This window comes from Lewinella sp. 4G2 (genome assembly GCF_001625015.1).
Lineage (GTDB): Bacteria > Bacteroidota > Bacteroidia > Chitinophagales > Saprospiraceae > Neolewinella.
On sequence record NZ_LVWJ02000014.1, the window covers coordinates 3222260 to 3240086 of the forward strand.

Annotated in this window: 14 protein-coding genes; 12 read left to right on the plus strand and 2 right to left on the minus strand. The window is 46.3% G+C overall.

The annotated features are described in order from the left end of the window. Window positions 1-38 precede the first annotated feature (38 nt). Both A3850_RS13375 and A3850_RS13380 read right to left on the minus strand, forming a co-directional pair. Window positions 39-1316: a TIM barrel protein gene (locus A3850_RS13375; protein WP_068217318.1), complete on the minus strand. Its 1278-nt coding sequence runs from the start codon at window positions 1314-1316 to the stop codon at window positions 39-41. Between the two features lie 263 nt (window positions 1317-1579). Further along, on the minus strand, window positions 1580-3685 hold the full coding sequence (locus A3850_RS13380) for a bifunctional aldolase/short-chain dehydrogenase (RefSeq protein ID WP_068217321.1): 2106 nt from the start codon (window positions 3683-3685) through the stop codon (window positions 1580-1582). An 811-nt stretch (window positions 3686-4496) separates the two neighbouring features. Here A3850_RS13380 and A3850_RS20520 point away from each other — a divergent pair. From A3850_RS20520 to A3850_RS13445, 12 genes are all read left to right on the plus strand, one after another. Continuing rightward, window positions 4497-5807 (plus strand): tyrosine-type recombinase/integrase, encoded by a 1311-nt coding sequence (locus A3850_RS20520; RefSeq protein ID WP_082921812.1) that lies wholly within the window; start codon window positions 4497-4499, stop codon window positions 5805-5807. Between the two features lie 449 nt (window positions 5808-6256). Further along, window positions 6257-7504, plus strand: coding sequence for an IS256 family transposase (locus tag A3850_RS13395; protein ID WP_068217328.1), 1248 nt, complete (start codon window positions 6257-6259; stop codon window positions 7502-7504). A 514-nt stretch (window positions 7505-8018) separates the two neighbouring features. Then, window positions 8019-8666 (plus strand): PD-(D/E)XK nuclease family protein, encoded by a 648-nt coding sequence (locus tag A3850_RS13400; protein ID WP_068217331.1) that lies wholly within the window; start codon window positions 8019-8021, stop codon window positions 8664-8666. A gap of 3 nt (window positions 8667-8669) precedes the next feature. After that, entirely contained in the window at window positions 8670-9134 is a 465-nt protein-coding gene (locus A3850_RS13405; protein ID WP_068217334.1) for a hypothetical protein, read from the plus strand. Between the two features lie 544 nt (window positions 9135-9678). Further along, window positions 9679-10428 (plus strand): hypothetical protein, encoded by a 750-nt coding sequence (locus A3850_RS13410; RefSeq protein ID WP_068217337.1) that lies wholly within the window; start codon window positions 9679-9681, stop codon window positions 10426-10428. 138 nt (window positions 10429-10566) lie between these two features. Beyond that, window positions 10567-10992, plus strand: coding sequence for a hypothetical protein (locus A3850_RS13415; protein WP_068217340.1), 426 nt, complete (start codon window positions 10567-10569; stop codon window positions 10990-10992). A 373-nt stretch (window positions 10993-11365) separates the two neighbouring features. Beyond that, window positions 11366-12238, plus strand: a complete 873-nt coding sequence (locus A3850_RS13420) for a cold-shock protein (RefSeq protein WP_068217343.1) — start codon at window positions 11366-11368, stop codon at window positions 12236-12238. 697 nt (window positions 12239-12935) lie between these two features. Then, a complete protein-coding gene (locus A3850_RS20220; RefSeq protein WP_157501143.1) occupies window positions 12936-13718 on the plus strand; it encodes a hypothetical protein in 783 nt (260 codons plus the stop codon). A gap of 410 nt (window positions 13719-14128) precedes the next feature. After that, window positions 14129-14731 carry a hypothetical protein gene (locus A3850_RS13430; RefSeq protein ID WP_068217348.1) on the plus strand — a complete coding sequence of 201 codons (603 nt, stop codon included), beginning with the start codon at window positions 14129-14131 and terminating at the stop codon, window positions 14729-14731. Window positions 14732-15241: 510 nt separating this feature from the next. Next, on the plus strand, window positions 15242-15475 hold the full coding sequence (locus A3850_RS13435) for a DUF4160 domain-containing protein (protein WP_068217352.1): 234 nt from the start codon (window positions 15242-15244) through the stop codon (window positions 15473-15475). 5 nt (window positions 15476-15480) lie between these two features. Further along, window positions 15481-16014: a helix-turn-helix domain-containing protein gene (locus A3850_RS13440; protein ID WP_082921813.1), complete on the plus strand. Its 534-nt coding sequence runs from the start codon at window positions 15481-15483 to the stop codon at window positions 16012-16014. A gap of 824 nt (window positions 16015-16838) precedes the next feature. Next, on the plus strand, window positions 16839-17816 hold the full coding sequence (locus tag A3850_RS13445) for an IS5 family transposase (protein ID WP_082921635.1): 978 nt from the start codon (window positions 16839-16841) through the stop codon (window positions 17814-17816). Window positions 17817-17827: the final 11 nt, after the last annotated feature.

A 17827-nucleotide genomic window follows, 5' to 3' on the forward strand; every position in this document is an offset into this window, starting at 1 on the left:
TGATCGGACCGGTTAAAGAGGAAGCGTAAGAGGCTGAACTACAGTCCAGTAGCCACCGTGTGCTTACCCCGCTCCTTAATGAGGCCGTCGCGCACCTGCAACGCGCGGTAGGCACCGATGGGGTCGAGGGCACCGCCAGTGGAGAGCCGTGCGCGCTGGAGGAGGGGCCTAACGTCCGTCCGGTAGGCGCCCTGGAGGATCTCCTGGCACTTGACGACGTCGTGGTTTTCCTGAGCCTGGGTGAGCGCATCCTGGTCGATGAGGAGCGCCTTGGCGTAGGCTTCCTGGATGGCTTCGAGGCTCTGGATGAGGTCTTCGAGCGGGTCCTTGATGTTGTGGCTGGCGTCGATCATCCAGGCCAGATCGGGATTGTGGGCGTTGTGTTGCATCCCGTAAACGAGCTCGTTGAAGATGAGGAAGAGCGCGTAGGGTTTGATGCTCCCGACCGTGAGATCGTCGTCGCCGTACTTGCTGTCGTTGAAGTGGAAACCACCCAGTTTGCCCTTGCTCATGAGGGTCGCTACGACCTGCTCGATGTTGGAATTGGGTAGGTGATGACCCAGATCCACGAGGGTGTAGGCGCGGTCGCCGCAAGCGTTGGCGAGCATGAAACTGGTGCCCCAATCCATGATGACCGTACTGTAAAAGTTGGGTTCGTAGGGCTTGTATTCGATGAGCAAACTCCAGTCGGCGGGCAGGCCGGCGTAGATTTCTTTACAGCTCTTTTCCGTCTGTTGAAGCGCCTTCTGGAAACTCCGCTGGCCGGGGAAACTGGTGCCGTCGGCGAGCCAAACCGTGAGCGCCTTGGAACCCAGTTTTTCGCCGATGCGCACCACTTCGTGGTTGTGCTCGACGGCCTGCGCGCGAATCGCCTCGTCCGTGTTGGCGAGGGAGCCGTGCTTGTAGCTGAGTGTGGCGCCGGGCTGGTCCTGAAAAGTATTGGAATTGATGGCGTCGAACACTATCCCGTGCTGGTCGGCGATCTGTTTAACGGCTTCGTAATCGGTCGGGGTATCCCAGGGAATGTGGAGGGAAACGGCGCCGGCCGTCCGCGTCAGGGCGTGGAGGATACCGACGTCGCTGATCTTTTGTTCGAGCGTGCCGGGTTCGCCGTGGAAGGAGAAGCGGCCGAAGCGGGTGCCGCCGGCGCCGAGCGCCCAGCTGGGGACGGCTACTTGGAAATCGGCTACTTTTTTTACTAGGGCGTCTACGTTTATGCCACTTGCGGAGAGGTTATTGGCTAGGTGGTTGTAGTTGGACTCGTGGGTGTTGAGGGGGCCGTTGGTGGTGGCTATTTGGTCTTTGGTTAGCTGCATGATGGGTGTTGATCGTTTTCGACAAGAGGAAAAAGAGGGAAAGGAGGAAAAGGGGGCTTCGCTTATCTCCTTCAGCTTCGCTAAAGGTTGTTTCGCAAAGAAGTATAAGGCGAAAGAGAGGATTGAGAGGGCGTGATAGTGAGACATCACGTTTGCTGAATGTCACGCCTATCACGCCTATCAAATCTGCCACGCCTATCACGTCTCCCCTCTCCTTCGGAGAGGGGTCGGGGGAGAGGATTTCTACGCGGGGAGCGGGCCTCCTACCTAACAAAAGCCGTAGCCATCCCTCCATCCACATTAATGATATTACCCGTTGTTTTTGTGAGGATGCCTACGCAGGCGAAAACGCCATCGGCGATATCGTCCGGGCGGATGATTTCGTTGAGGAGGTTGCGTTTGGCGTAATGGGCGGGGAGTTCCTCGACGGTGATGCCGTAGGCTTTGGCGCGCCCTTCAGCCCACTTGCCTTCCCAGATCTTGGAGCCGATGATGACGCCGTCGGGGTTGACGGTGTTGACTTTGATGTGGTCTTTGCCGAGTTCGGCGGCGAGGAGGCGGCTCATGTGTTGCTGGGCTGCTTTGGCCGTGCCGTAGCCGACGTTGTTGGGGCCGGAGACGAGGCCGTTTTTGGAGGCGATGGAGATGAAGTCGCCACCGGTGCCCTGGTCGCGCATGATGCTGGCGGACGCCTGGGCCAGCATGAATTGGCCCTTGACGAGGACGTTCTGGAGGATGTCCCAATCCTTCTCTGTGTGGTCTTCGAGTGGCTTTGAGATGGCCAGGCCGGCGGAGTGGACGACGATGTCTACGCCACCGAATTCGAGGGCGGCGGCGTCGAATGCTTTTTCGATGGAGTCGGCGCTGGTCACGTCGCAAACGGCGTAGGTGGATTGGTCGCGCTTGTAGGTGGCGTTGGCTTCTTTGAGCGCTTCTTCGTTGATGTCGGAGAGCACCACCACGGCGCCTTCCGCAGCGAGCTTATCGGCAATGGCCTTACCAATACCGCCACCAGCGCCGGTGACGAGGGCCACCTTGCGGCTGAGAGTTTGTTCGGCGGGCATCCGCTGCAGTTTGGCTTCTTCGAGTAGCCAGTATTCGATGTCGAAAGCTTCCTGACGTGGCAGGGCCGTATACTCGGTGATGGCCTCCGCGCCACGCATCACGTTGATTGCGTTAATGTAAAATTCACTCGCCACGCGGGAGGTCTGTTTGTTCTTCGCAAAGCTGAAGAGACCGACGCCCGGATAGAGAATGATGACGGGGTTCGGGTCGCGTACGGCGGGGGAGTTATCCCGTTTGTGGTCGTTGTAGTATTTATGGTAACCGGCGCGGTAGTCTGCGAAGGCGTCCTTGAGCTTGCTTAGGATGGCGTCGCGATCGGAAAGATCTTCGTCCGGCGCGAGGTCGAGCACGAGTGGTTGGATCTTGGTGCGCAGGAAGTGGTCCGGGCAGGAAGTCCCCATCGGCGCGAGGCGGTCGATGTCGTAAGAGTTCGTGAATTGCAGCACGACGTCGGTATCCTGAAAGGTACCCACCTGCCGCTTTTCGCTGCTGGTGAGGCCGCGGAGCAGTGGCATCAATTTAGCTGCCTGCGCTTTCCGGGCGTCCGGCACGAGGCTTTCAACGCGTTGCCCGCCGAATACTTTATCGCCCTGAGCGGCCACCTTTTTTTCGATGTATTCGGAGGCCATCTCAATCACCTCCAGGCTGTTCATGTAGCTCTCGTAACTGGTATCGCCCCAAGTGAAAAGTCCGTGGCTCCCGAGCACGATCCCGCGGATTCCGGGGTTCTCGGCGAGGCAGCGTTCGAGTTGTAGGCCGAGGTCGAAACCCGGGCGTTGCCACGGCACCCAGCCCATCGTGTCGCCCCAAATTTCCTTGGTCACCTGCTCGCTGTCCTTGGCGGCGGCCACGGCGATCAGCGCGTCGGGGTGGAGGTGGTCGATGTGCTTAAACGGCAGTAGCCCGTGCAGCGGCGTATCAATAGATGGCGCGCGGCTGTCAAGATCATAAATACAGTGTTGGAACAGGCCGACCATGCGGTCTTCGTCTTCGAGGCCCCGGTATACTTTTTTAAGGTCGCGCAGGCGGTCTACGTAGAGCCCGGCGATGCCTTGGCGCGTCAAAGTTCCAATGTCCCCACCGGATCCTTTGACCCACATGACTTCCACGTCTTTTCCGGTCAGCGGATCCTTTTCGATCGTCTTGCAGCTCGTGTTTCCGCCGCCGTAGTTGGTGATCCGGAGGTCCGCCCCGAGGATATTCGAGCGGTATAAAAAGAGGGCAACCTGGTCGTCGCCGAGGCTGGCGGCGTGGGCGTCGTCCCAGAGGTAATCGACGTATTTAAAGGTAGTTGCGCTGGTCATGTGTGGGTAATTAATGATGAAAGTCGGCCGTTTTGGCGGGTGTTGCTAAGTTATGGAGTGGGGTGGCGGGAGGTGTCCCTTACTGTGCTTGCTACTTGATTCTCGATACTCGATTCTCGATACTCGATTCTTGATTCTCGATACTCGATACTCGATTCTCGATTCTTGATTGGCTCCGCGTGGGGGAGATATGTGATAAGTGATATTTGATGGGTGATATTTGATTTGCTCCCCACGGCTCAGGGACTCTGTTGATTTGGGCGCTGGCGCGGGTGCGGGGTTTTGGGGGAAGGGGTAAGGATTTTAGACGTTAGATTTTGGATTTTAGACGGGAGGGTGGTGGAGGTATTAAAAACCCCGAGGGGGTGGAACGAAAACCCGGAGCGCGTCTTCGACGAACACCGGGCTACGAGGTTTACCCCTTCGGGGCAAGGTGAGGGGTGGGGCATTGTCGTCGGGGTTGACGTGAGTTGAAGGTTGGTTGGCTCGGTCTCCTTGACTAACGAAAACCCGGAGCGCGTCTTCGACGAACACCGGGCTACGAGGTTTACCCCTTCGGGGCAAGGTGAGGGGTGGGGCATTGTCGTTGGGGTTGACGTGAAATGAAGGTGGTCGGCTCGGTCTCCTTGACTAACGAAAACCCAGGGTCGTTCGGCTGCGCCTCCTTGACCCTGGGCTAACTTGCTTGTCCCTCCGGGACAATTGGTCTTGGGAAGGGGCTAGAGTGGTCTGCAAACGTTTTTATTCGGTTAAATTCGCAAGTATACGTTTGTAGGTAGGTGGTTAGGATGGGGTGGGCGCACCTTTGGGCATGAGCGTGAAAATTAGTATCGAGGAGATTGAGGTGTCGGGGTACCGGCGCTACCGGATTCGGCCGCGGGGGTACGTGGACAATTATTTTGGGTTGACGGAGGGGATACCAGGAATTTGGTACGACAATACGTCGAGATGCCTGACGGCGCCGGTTAGGGAGGAGACGTTGAGACATCTTCGGGAAATATTTGGTCCTAATTGCTTGGTATGGAAGGATCGCCCCGAATCAGGATGGAAAGATTACCCTGATGATAGAACTATTGATAGATCTGCGTATGCTAGCCAGCAACCGTGGGATCGGGAAAGGCACCAGGATCAAAGAGCTCCGGATCCACCGTGGGCACAATCTTCCGGTGATACATTCGACGGAAATGGTAGTAGGTCAGCGCATCCGCGTAAAGGAGGTTGGGAGCAAAGACAACCACGTGAGACGGCACCGAAGCGTTCGTTCCTGAATACAAAGGACTTAGCACCCCACTGGAACGAGGTAGTACACCGCACGAAGGAGCAGTTGCAGGTGCGGCGGTACAGTCCGTCCACCCTGAAGAGTTATCTGGCGCACCTGCGTCATTTCTGTGCGACCTACCCGAAGAAAACCCTGGCGGACGTCAATGATGAACTGCTACGGTCTTACCTGGTTGGGCGGGCAAAAGGGGGCAATTTTTCCGAGTCGACCCAAGGGCAGGCCTTGAACGCGCTGAAGTTTTGGTTGGAGCAGGTAGAGGGGCGACCAAAAGCTTTTATTGATTTGCGGGCGAAGAAAAAGAAGTCGCTGCCTACCGTGCTCAGCGTAGCGGAAGTGAAGCGTCTCTTCGAAGTGGTTGATAACCGCAAGCACCGGTGCATTTTGAAGATCATTTACGGCGGTGGCCTCCGTTTGAGTGAAGTATGCCGCCTACGCATAGCAGATATCCAGAGTGATCGGTTGCAAATCTTTGTTCACGGCGGGAAAGGGAAGAAAGATCGGTACACCACGCTGTCCGCCCGGTTCCTGGTGGAGTTGCGGGAGTACTATAAAGAATACCGTCCGCAATACTGGTTATTTGAGGGGCAGTCGGGTGGTCAGTACAGCAAGCGGAGTGTCCAGGCTATCCTACGGAAAGCGGTGGAGCGGAGTGGGGTGAACCCGTATTGTACGGTCCATACCCTACGCCATAGTTATGCGACGCACTTACTGGAGACGGGGACGTCCTTGCGCCACATCCAAGTGTTACTGGGCCACGCGAGTACGCGGACGACGGAGATTTATACGCACGTGAGTAATAAGGAGCGGCGGCAGGTGATTAGTCCGTTGGATCGGTTGGAGTAGGGGGGGAGTTTCTAGTGGCTAGTTTCTAGTTTCTAGTTTCTAGTGGGGAGTTTCTAGATGTTACGATCGGGGTTTGCTTGCTGAGATGGGTTTTAGCAGCGATGGTTGGGTTTATGCGTGGAGTTTGAGCGTTTCAGGCGGAGTGGCTTGGTTTGGAGTTTATTCCACGCTGGATGGAAGGCGGCTGGTTGGGTTTGGTATTTACGTAGTGGGTTGCGGGGATAACGAAAACCCGGATCGCGTCTTCGACGATCACCGGGCTACAAGGTGTACCCCTACCGGGGTAAGGGGTTTGGTGGGGTAGAGGGCTGGTTGAGGACTTTATTTGGTTTAGTTAGGTCTAACTAGACTAGGAAAACTAAGGTCGTTTGGTTGTGCTTCCGTGGATAACGGAAACACGGAGAGAGTGTTCTAGGAACTGTGTCTGACAAAACTTGTTATATCAGATTATGGCACAAACTAAATCAAAAACCAAAGCCTCCGAGTTTGACTTCGAGGCCTACCGCACTCAAGTTGTCCAGGGATTTATCAAAGGCCAAGCCCTTACGGGGCAAGATGGGCTACTTAAGCCCCTCATCGCTCAGTTTATCGAAGCCGCCTTGGCCGCTGAGATGGACGACCACCTGGCTGACGAAGCACAGCGAGGCTTGACGAACAAGCGCAACGGACAGTTGACTAAAGAGGTGCAGACCACGCTCGGTGCGGTTGACATCGACTACTCGCGCGACCGTGCCGGACGCTTTGAGCCCGTTACGGTGCGCAAACGTAGTCGGCAACTCGCCCTGGGTTTCGAAGAGCAGATCATTGAACTCTACGCTTCCGGTTCTTCTTTGGAAGATATTACCCGAACGCTGAGCAAGCTCTATGGTGCTGAGATGAGCACGGCTCGTATCTCGGGCGTCATCAATGCGACCTGGCAGACGGTCGAAGACTGGCACAGGCGGCGCTTGCCAGCCTGCCTAGTCGTACTATTTATCGATGCCATTCATATCGATGTGCGTCGTGAACACGGGGTAGCTAAAGTGGCCCTTTACGTCGCATATGGGATTACTTTGGAAGGCAAGCGTGAGGTAATCGGTCTTATCCCCGGTCAGGGCACCGAGGGCGCCGTTGAGTGGGCGCGCTGTCTAGAGTCGTTCAAACAGCGCGGGCTGGAGGACGTACTGATTACTTGCAGCGACGGCCTGGCGGGACTCAAAAGTGTGATTGCACAGACATGGCCACAGACGCAAATCCAGCGCTGTGTCGTCCATAAGATCCGCAATACCTTCCGTTTACTGGATGACAAGGACTCTAAACAGGTCCTGCGTCAACTAAAAGAGGTTTACAATGCCGTTAACGAAGCCGAGGCAAGCCGCCGGTTGGAGGACTTCGGTAACTACTGGCAGGGTAAGTATGATCTAGTGGTTGCACTTTGGCGCAAGGACTGGGACGAGCTGATGACGTGTATGAAGCTGAGTCCGGCGTTGAAGAAGTTAACCTACACGACCAATGCGATCGAGAACCTTAACCGTGAAATCCGGCGAGTTGTCAAAACGAAGGGCGCCTGGCCGAACGACCGATCCCTGCTCATCCAACTCTATCACTCCTTGGATCGCAAACGCGATAGCTGGAATAAGTCCGTGCTAGGTTGGTCGAGTATCCACCGCGAACTATGCGAAACGTTCGGGGAACGGTACACCAAGCATTTTAATTAATCACCAGACACAGTTCACTGAACACTCTCACACGGATAACGCAAATCCAGATTACGAAAACCCAGGGCCGTTCGGCTGCGCCTCTTTGAACAACGAAAACTCGGATAACGAAAACCCAGGGTGGTTCGGCTGCGCCTCTTTGAATAACGAAAACCCAGGGTCGTTCGGCTGCGCCTCCTTGACCCTGGGCTAACCTGCTTGTCCCTCCGGGACAATGGTTCTGCGGGCTATTTGGTGGTCACCTGGGTTGCGTTGTTCCGCCATATTTGATTCTTACACGCAATTCCGCTGTTTAAGATGGTCGAGGATATTGAGTGACTACGTCAATTGGCGTTCGATTTGGAGTGTTGGTTTCATTGGGGTTTTAAGAAGTTTGGGGGGCGTCCATAGGGTTATTATGGGCAATGTTTGTATCTTGGTGTTGGGCAGAACAGAATAAAACTAAAACTCATAGATGTTTTCTGCCGAAGACAAAGCCACCCTGTAAATAATTAAACAAAGATAATGCCACTTGATGAATGCTGAGTTAAAAAGAGACAAATACTGGGAAAAATGGATCAGCGTAAGATCGCCAGAACTCCACGGTGATCGAATCGCATCCTACAAGGAGGTATTCTATCGTTATGAAAGAGTGATTTCGGCTATTGATGGCCGAACATTTTACGACATCCTTGGCTATTCGCATTATGAGAATATGGCCACAAACGTATTAGCATATTTATTTGATGATAACGAAGATCATGGCTTGGCAGGTCTATTTGTAAAAAGTTGGTTAGAGGTAAACCAATTGAAAAACCCACATAATTATGGTGTCAATAGAATCGAAAGAGAGTATGTATTGCCCGACGGCAAACGTATAGATCTTCTAGTTGAATTCAATGATCAAATTTGGATTATTGAGAATAAGATCTATGCAGCGGCATATAATGATTTAGACTCATATTGTTCACAGATTGAAGGAATCTACTCGAAGAATGAACGCAAGGTGAGTGTATTCCTCCTTTCAATGTTTGATCAAAGATTGCCTGATTGCAGTTATGATCTAAAATTAGTAACTTACAAATCATTTGTCGATTGCATTGAAAATAACTTGGGAAACTATATTCTTCACGCTAATCAGAGTAGGCTTCCTGCAATTTTGGAATTTCTTAAATCACTTTAAAGAATGGCTAATAACGATATCATTGATATTAACTTTGCGAAGTTTTGTTCTGAGAATAAAGAGATTTTAAACTCTTTCATGCATTATTTCACAGTTCAAACAGATGGCATTACTGAGTTGATGAATTTAGTTGCTTCTGGTATAGATAAGCATTACGATCCTGTTGAGTCCTGGAGAGGTTTTGTTCTTTATAAAAACTATGTAATAAAAGATGGCGGTATTATCTCAGTAGATATTATTTTCAATCTTACAGGCATAGAAGTGAACATATGGAGTCGTGAAAAATCAAAATATTCTGAGATTATTTTAAGTCGATTACGAAATAATACCGGAATGAAAAATACGTTCGATGGTAGACTGCTATTTATTGACTCTAAAGATTTTGAAATTACTAGTCCACAGAATTTAATAATTCGAAAAATATCTGAGGCCTTTGACTTAGTAGCAAATGCTATAAAAGAACTTTAAAATCCGCCCAACATTGCAATCCACGACAAGCCGCTATTACTTCGAGTCTAGCAGGGTAGAAGGGTCATTGCCCGGCCAATAGCCCGCACACTCGGATGGCCAAAAGTCCTCCGCAAGCTCCGGAGTTTTGGCCATGCTCGCTTTGCGGCCCAGTGGCCTTTTAGTTCCGATTGACTATCTTAGTGGAGTTAAGGACGCGGCCTGCGTGGGCTGCATGCGTTGGGCGAAACAGAATAAATACTATGACTTAGAATACGCTCGTTTATCGCTGTGTTGGGCAGAACAGAATAAAAACTAAGCATTAGATGACGTTCTAAATCAGAAAGTAACAGTCTTACATATAATAATTTATCAGATTTTGTTAAAACTTAAGCGACAGGTTCAATTACCTAAGTGACGTTATCCCCAAACTGAAATATAGATTTATCGTTGCTGAGCAAATCAAATGTGGGCTCAATGTTTTTCAGACTGTGAACAAATCTGTGAAACTAGCGATTATATCATCGACTTTTGAATTCATCAGGAGTTGTAAACAGATTAAGTCATGATTCGTTTCTCCAGTCTAATCCTTCTTTTCGTAATGTTCAGTTGTACAGAAGGAAATATTCTTACGCCACTTGCCGATGCTGAACTGTCAAAAAATTCCCAGTCATTTTCCAAGTCGATGACTAGCGAAGTTGATCAGTTTGGTATCATCCATAATCAAGCGATGGATGAAATAGTTACTCAGAACCTTATAGCAATTCTAAGAGATTCCGTTTACAACGCGTCTGGAGATATCGATACATTGAAAGTCTTTGAAATACTGATAGATAAGACAAATGAATTTACAAACTCATTGTCTCCAATTTCGATTGGTAATGTATCATACATAGTTCCCGAGTTGCAACATGACGCCAGCTACTACCGTTCATTATTTACCGAATATGATGATGTCCCAGGATATTTTCAAAATTGTGTGATTAAGTCTGATGGTTTAATGACGTCTAACTGCATTAGAACTAAGTTAGATTCCATGGTGACGAATAATGCAGCAATGGAGGATATAGCGTCTGTATCAATACTTGAATATTCAATGATATATTGGTTTGATGCTGCAGATAATAGCTCACTCTTCAACGAAAATCAAGGATCCCAAACCAGTAGCAGAGGTAGATTAAATTGGTGGGCAATAGGCTTTGCTGACTATGTCGGTGCGGGTGGTGGCGCTGCTCTCGGTCCTGGTGGAGCTATCGCGGGCGGTGTCTTAAATTCAGCTGTAACAGCCTCTATCCAAGCTTTGTCAACGTACTGATATTAAGTTACTTAACGATCATTCTGCTTAATATGCTATTCGGACATGAGAATGAACGAATAATACACGGTTTCTACTTTCGAAGAAATCCGCATGTCCTCTCTAAATAGATAAAGATAAATTAATATTAATAATAATATGATCGTACGAATAATTCGAGGCAGTGGGATTAGTTTTATGCGGCAGGTATCTCTATTTGTTAATGGTAAGAAGATAGGCGCAATTAAACCAAATGAGTCAATCGACATCGCTGATGTCATGCCTGAATCTGAAGTCTATGCGAAGTTAGATTGGGTAAAGTCTAATTGCATTAAAATAGATGGTATCCACGAAGAAATTATTACTATAAGATTGGAGGAGTTTAAGTTAGCATCATCTAAAATTCACTTGGTAATATTGTCTATGGGCTTTATTGCTTCCATCATGCTCAGTTTCTTTGATAGTATTCAGCTGTTTTATTTTGTGATTGGTGTATCTATATATTTAACATACTTTTTTACAAGATACGCCTTATCGATGCTATCTACTGGAAAGAATAGGTTTCTAAGCTTAGAAATGATTTAGAAAACTCGAATATGCATTCATAAATTTATTGTAATTAATCTTAATGCCAAACGTAGATCAGGGATAACTACGTGCCCAATTTCGCAGCCAACACTAATTTTTCAATGAATAAAATAATCCGCCCAACATTGCAATCCACGACAAGCCGCTACTACTTAGAGTCAAGTAGGGTAGAAGGGTTCATGCCCTGCCACTAGCCCGTACACTCGGATGTCCAAAAGTCCTCCGCAAGCTCCGGATTTTTGGCCATGCTCGCTTAACGGCCCAGTGGCCTTTTAGTTCCGATTGAGTATCTTGGTGGAGTTAAGGACGCGGCCTGCGTGGGCTGCATGCGTTGGGCAGAATATAAAATAATCTACAATCAGATAGAATTATGTACCTATATTTTGGAACAATCAAAACCTACTTTCCTAACAGAGGATTCGGTTTTATCACTCATCCCACAAGTCTCGGACCAGATCATGATGTATATTTTCATATAACAAAAATCGAAGAGTTCGACAAAGATTTAGCAGCTGTACTAAACTTTTACGAGGTAAATGACGAAATCTGTTTCTGGTACACAGCAGAAGAAACTAAAAAAGGCGAGCAATTAAATGCCGTTTTAGATGCTGAATATGTGTTTAGCCTTCATGCAGGTACCCTAAATGACTTTATAATTGAAGTCGAGAAATACTGGAAAAATATTGACCTTAACTTGCCGTTTTGGATAAGAAGAATTACACATGGTCTTGTAGGCATAAGCGGACAGAATTTGTTAAACGCTGAGAGAAAATCACTACTTCGAAATCGAAATCAGAAACTTAAAAAGGAACAGGAAGAGCTTGAAAAGAAGAGAGCAAAAAGGAGGAAGCAAGATAAAATTCGAAGAGATAAGCTTAAATTGAAGAAAAAGCAAGATGAGGTTAATAGAATTCAAGAAGAGGAACGGGTCGAGCTATTGCTAGCTACACCTAGCGGAAGAAGGGTTCTAGAGAATGAACAGTTTGAAATGTTGGTTGCGGAACTGAAGACTAAAGGGTTTAGGAAAAGTGCTGATGTGTCAAACTATATAGTAACCAACAGATTAGGAAAAAAATACAGCCATATTTCAGGAATATTGACAATGCAAAATAGTCGAGATTCGTGGAAATTCGAAGGTGGTTTTCCTCCTTCTATTTACGCTAAGTTGTGTCGAAGACTTGGTTTGGGTAACAACGGTTCTGATTCACGTGTGGTTGATTATACTCTTTACAAGGACTTATAGAATTTTATGAATATTCTTCAGTCATAGCAGATTACTGATATGTTCAATTTTAAAATTTTATATGTGTGGCGAATTATTATACAGAATTTCACTAGTGTTCGATATTTTCGTCATGCTTCGAAGAAAAACTTTCGGTAGATGATCACGGGAATTTAAGCGAATCAATCCCCAATATGATGAATTACATGAGTAGAAAATTTGCCCAGCTTCACAACCATCACGTTATTTTAAATTTAAATTCATCCGCCCAACATTGCAATCCACGACAAGCCGCTGTTACTTCGAGTCAAGCAGGTTAGAAGGGTCAGTGCCCGGCCACTGGGCCGCACGCTCGGATGTCCAAAAGTCCTCCGCAAGCTCCGGAGTTTTGGCCATGCTCGCTAAGCGGCCCAGTGGCCTTTTAGTTCCGATTGACTATCTTGGTGGAGTTAATGACGCGGCCTGCGTGGCTGCATGCGTTGGGCGCAACAGAATAAATACTATGACTTAGAATACGTTTGTTCATCGTTGTGTTGGGCGTAAAAGGAATAAATTAATCATACGTTGATTTCGAGAATTAATCAAAAAAGTTGGTTGCTGAACCTAAACATTAGACATATAAATCCAACATAATTTGATCTGACAAGCTAATTAATGTGGTAAAATCACTAAATACTAATAATTAATTGACGATTAGTAAATGCTTAAATCGTGTATTATGAAGAACTCATTTAGAATATTCATAGTACTCCTCGTCTGGTCTTCATCTTTCAATTGCATAATGGCCTGTATCTGCGACAGACCTAAACTAGCTGATAATGTAGCAAAATCCGATTTCGTTGCTGAGGTAGTACTTAATAAAATACATCAGGATAGTAACTCTGAGTATTACCACATAAGCGAGGTTGAAATAATAAACCTGTATAAGGGAGATAGTATATCATCTATTTATATCAGAACTGCTCTAAATACATCCTGCTCTTTTCTCCCAGGAGAGAACTCTCGTTGGCTGATATTTGCCCGTAAAGTTAATGACAAACTCTCTTTCGGTTACTGTTCTGGTTCTAAACTAATAACTAGGAACCGATGGTCAAATTCTCCTAAAGCTAATTTAAGTTACTGGAATTCTGTATCTCGCAGAGTAGAATGGCTGAAACAGATGCATGCTATAGGTTATGAATCAACGAATGAGTTTGGATTAAACGTCTCGATTGACAAACGGTCATTCAACAACCTACGCGGAAGCCAAGGAAAACAATTCGATTTTTCGACTTTCGAATTTGAAATTGATACTGACATGAATGTTACCAATGTAATAACTATAAAAGAATTTAGTAAAAGAAGCCTTGCAAGAAAAACGATGAAAATAGTTGAAGAGACAAGAAGAGCGTCATCAAATAAAACAAACCGTATTCCAAAACCAACTAAAGTTACGCTAAATCTTTTTTACTACGAGGAAGATGAGGATAGTGAAAGCTTCATATCTGTGTATGACTTATAGAACCAGATGTAATTACAAAATATAATCATCCGCCCAACACTGCAATCCACGTCAAGCCGCTGTTACTTCGAGTTGATGGCATTATTACGTCCAAAGCCCGGCCACTGGTCCGAACACTCGGATGGCCAAAATTCCTCCGCAGGCTCCGGAGTTTTGGCCATGCTCGCTTATCGGCCCAGTGGCCTTTTAGTTCCGATTGACTATCTTAGTGAAGTCAAGGACGCGGCCTGCGTGGGCTGCAATCGTTGGGCGAAATCGAATAAATACTATGACTTAGAATATGTTCGTTCATCAATGTGCTGGACAAGAAGGAGTAAAAACCATACAAAAGATAACGATTTTTGATCTTAATCTTAGTCGATACAAGAAATGCATTTAACTTTAATTAGCATTTAGGAAATAACTAAATCATGACCAATAAGTTTAAGTTCTTTAGTGTCGTTTCAATCGTCGTTACTATTGTTATCTCTCTACTCGTCACTAAACTCTATTCAGATGAACTGAATAATGGTGGAGATGTGATGATCGTCTTCATTATACCAATAATAATTATTTTAGTAGTTTTAGTTGTCGGTATGTTAGTCTTAGCTTCTCGGTATACGAACGTACGAAACTCACTACTACTAACTCTACTAGTGATTTTAATCCCTTGTACTGCTTTATTGGTCACGAGGTACAGAGAGATTTCCCGTAACGATGGAGTTCTGATTTCTACATTACAATATACACATCACTATGATTTAAGAATGCTATTTAAAAATAATGGATCGGTCAAGCTACATAATGAACACATGCTGGGAACGGACTATAAGTTCTCAAAGTATACTGTTCAAGGATCAAATATTATTTTGCGAAAACCGGTTAGAATAAATAGTTATATAATTGGAGATACAATTAGAGTAGGCCCAGATTATATTTATTTACAATTCCATAAGTCTGACGGCACATTAAACTTTGAGGACTCAATTGATGTTTCTTGGAACGTAGATGTGAAGAATATGGTTGTTCAATAATATATAAATAAGTCAGTTTAATAACGTAATTGAAGACTATAGTCGACTGTAATTTCACAACAAGATAATTACGAGAGTTAACGAATCATCCGCCCAACACTGCAATCCACGTCAAGCCGCTGTCACTTCGAGTCGATGGCTTTACTACGTCCAAAGCCCGGCCACTGATCCGCACACTCGGATGTCCAAAAGTCCTCCGCAAGCTCCGGAGTTTTGGCCATGCTCGCTTATCGGCCCAGTGGCCTTTTAGTTCCGATTGAGTATCTTAGTGGAGTCATGGACGCGGCCTGCGTGGGCTGCAATCGTTGGGCGAAATCGAATAAATCTATCAAGATGGACCAGTACTTTAGGCATTGTAGGAGTGAGTCATTAGTAGGCTGTACAAAGAACTTTTAAGCCAAGATGAAGAGTACCCTCAGGGCTTAGGTTTCAACAGCAGGGTAGGGTGTTGGACATAAAAGTTGCTTATTAAGGCAACTAAGGCTATCTTTGAAGAGTTAAATACCTCCAATGCCAACTGTTCATACTATAGGGTCGATCAAAATCAAGCTCTATTACAAAGATCACTTACCGCCTCACTTTCATGCTCAATATAATGAGTTTGAAATCTTGATTGAAATTCGATCTTTAGAAAAGTATGCTGGTGATTTACCAAAGAAGCAACTAAAAGCGGTTTTGGAATGGGCGGCTGAAAATCAAGAAGCGTTGATGGAAAGATGGGATAAATATTTCAATGAAAATTAACTAAAATGAAAGGACTAAGAAGTATACCAAGAGTTTTGAAGATTAACTCAGTGAAAGGGCGCTCTATCTCATTATTATTCAATAATGGGCAGAGCAAAATAATCGATATAGCACAACTGTTAACTGACGGCAAGCCAGTGGGAAAAGGAAGCTTGGTGAATAAGATACTGAATGACGATGTGGTTTTTTCTTCAGTAGCTATTATAGATAATACAATTGGATGGCCCGGTGTAGGTAAGTATGTAAAAGATTTTAGTGGTGAGTCGAAGTTTCACCCTTATGATATTGATCCACTACTCCTTTACAATGCTGGTAATCTGGATGAAAATCAAAATCTCAATTTAGGCAGTAAAATCAAGACAATCAGGAAAAGGATTGGATTGACTCAAGAAGAATTAGCAAAAAGGGTCGGAACCACCAAAAACTATATCTCTAAATTGGAAAATAACAAATCGGATATTGAGCTATTGACTTTAAAAAAGATTGTTGAAGCAGGATTAAATGGAAAACTTCACTTAAGTATTGAAATTCCAAATTAGCATGTCGAAAAAGGCTTAGAGACTTTGAGTCGATTTGGGTGATCCAATTACTATAATTCGCCCAACACTGCAATCCACGCCAAGCCGCTGTCACTTCGAGTCGATGGTTCTATTACGTCCAGAGCCCGGCCACTGGTCCGAACGCTCGGATGGCCAAAAGTCCTCCGCAAGCTCCGGAGTTTTGGCCATGCTCGCTTATCGGCCCAGCGGCCTTTTAGTTCCAGTTTAGTATCTTAGTGGAGTTAAGGACGCGGCCTGCGTGGGCTGCAATCGTTGGGCGTAATCGAATAAATACTATGACTTAGAATACGTTCGTTCATCGTCGTGTTGGGCGAGAAGAAATAAATACTATGACTTAGAATACGTTCATTCATCGTGTTAAGCGCAAAAGACATAAACTAAGTACTAGATGGCGTTCATGACTTTTAGTTTTGGTGGACCATATTTAAGCCACCGAAGCACAAAATACAAATCAAAGGATTTAGAAATGAAAGTTAAAATATGGATTGAACATTAAATAGGCTACTTTGTGGTCTAGAGACGCTATTTAAGAAATTTTTTGCGCTACATCTTAATGATATGAGCACTTTATTTCTTTTAATTTTTAAGATTTAACTTGTGTCTTGGATGAAGTAGCATGTTACATGCTATGGAGACCTATTAATTAATACTATTTAAACAAATCAACTGAAACTCTGTTATGCGACAATTTACGGCGTTGTTGCATGAATCGGGCCTGATTCCCCTCATAAACGGCTAGTATAAATTTGGGCTGGAGCCCATATCTTTGGTTTACGACAACTAAATCAATAGATTTCCAGCCCATGTCAAAGATAAAGAAGGACGAGCGATTTGAAGTAAAAGATAAGCAGGATTACCGGGTAGTCAACTGGGCGGAGTACAACAAAGCCCTGGAAAATCGTGGTAACATCACGTTTATTATTGACGAGTCGGTCACCCAAAATTGGTATAGTGACTCGCCAGCCCAGAGAGGTGCTCAAGAAACTTATAGTGATACCTGTATCGAGGCCATTATGATGATCAAGACTATTTTTCGGTTACCCTATCGACAGTCTCGTGGTTTTACCGTGGGTCTGCTTCAACTCATGGACCTAGCGCACCTGAAAGTACCAAGTTTTACACAGGTTAACCGCCGTTTTCGCACTCTCAACATTAGTCCTTTTGCGATTCCAGCTAGCGGCCCGATCACGATTGCGATAGACTCGACGGGAGTCAAGGTTTACGGTGAAGGCGAGTGGAAATGCCGCAAGCACGGATGGAGCAAGCGTCGTACCTGGCGTAAACTTCATTTGGGTGTTGATCCTTGCACTGGCTTTATTCATTGCCATATCACGACGACTAACTCCGAGAGCGATGAATCTCAGGTAAATGATCTTCTCGATCAGGTCGAAGCCGAAATCGATGAGGTCTACCTTGATGGTGCTTATGATGCACAGAGTTGCTACGATGGTTTATTGGAGCGAGATATTTGGCCTGTCATTCCACCTCAGAGAGGCGCGGTGAAATGGTATTGGGAGGAACCGGGTGATGCCGATGACTATCCTCGCAATCAATTTATTAAACGCATAGAAGAAGTCGGAAGGGCAGAATGGAAAAAAGAAGCCGATTACCACCAACGAAGTTTATCTGAGACGGCGATGTACCGTTATAAAACCATCTTTGGTCCAACCCACTACTCTCGATCACTTGAAACTCAAACGCAGGAAAACAAAATTAAAATCAAAGCACTCAATCATATGACAGCCCATGGCATGCCGATTTCTCAACTAAAAAATGCTTAATTAAATATTTT

Excerpts from the sequence above, each read along its gene's own strand:
- A3850_RS13375 (WP_068217318.1), bottom strand. The coding sequence starts at position 1,316 with ATGCAGCTAACCAAAGACCAAATAGCCACCACCAACGGCCCCCTCAAC.
- A3850_RS13380 (WP_068217321.1), bottom strand. The coding sequence starts at position 3,685 with ATGACCAGCGCAACTACCTTTAAATACGTCGATTACCTCTGGGACGAC.
- A3850_RS20520 (WP_082921812.1), top strand. The coding sequence starts at position 4,497 with ATGAGCGTGAAAATTAGTATCGAGGAGATTGAGGTGTCGGGGTACCGG.
- A3850_RS13395 (WP_068217328.1), top strand. The coding sequence starts at position 6,257 with ATGGCACAAACTAAATCAAAAACCAAAGCCTCCGAGTTTGACTTCGAG.
- A3850_RS13400 (WP_068217331.1), top strand. The coding sequence starts at position 8,019 with ATGAATGCTGAGTTAAAAAGAGACAAATACTGGGAAAAATGGATCAGC.
- A3850_RS13405 (WP_068217334.1), top strand. The coding sequence starts at position 8,670 with ATGGCTAATAACGATATCATTGATATTAACTTTGCGAAGTTTTGTTCT.
- A3850_RS13410 (WP_068217337.1), top strand. The coding sequence starts at position 9,679 with ATGATTCGTTTCTCCAGTCTAATCCTTCTTTTCGTAATGTTCAGTTGT.
- A3850_RS13415 (WP_068217340.1), top strand. The coding sequence starts at position 10,567 with ATGATCGTACGAATAATTCGAGGCAGTGGGATTAGTTTTATGCGGCAG.
- A3850_RS13420 (WP_068217343.1), top strand. The coding sequence starts at position 11,366 with ATGTACCTATATTTTGGAACAATCAAAACCTACTTTCCTAACAGAGGA.
- A3850_RS20220 (WP_157501143.1), top strand. The coding sequence starts at position 12,936 with ATGAAGAACTCATTTAGAATATTCATAGTACTCCTCGTCTGGTCTTCA.
- A3850_RS13430 (WP_068217348.1), top strand. The coding sequence starts at position 14,129 with ATGACCAATAAGTTTAAGTTCTTTAGTGTCGTTTCAATCGTCGTTACT.
- A3850_RS13435 (WP_068217352.1), top strand. The coding sequence starts at position 15,242 with ATGCCAACTGTTCATACTATAGGGTCGATCAAAATCAAGCTCTATTAC.
- A3850_RS13440 (WP_082921813.1), top strand. The coding sequence starts at position 15,481 with ATGAAAGGACTAAGAAGTATACCAAGAGTTTTGAAGATTAACTCAGTG.
- A3850_RS13445 (WP_082921635.1), top strand. The coding sequence starts at position 16,839 with ATGTCAAAGATAAAGAAGGACGAGCGATTTGAAGTAAAAGATAAGCAG.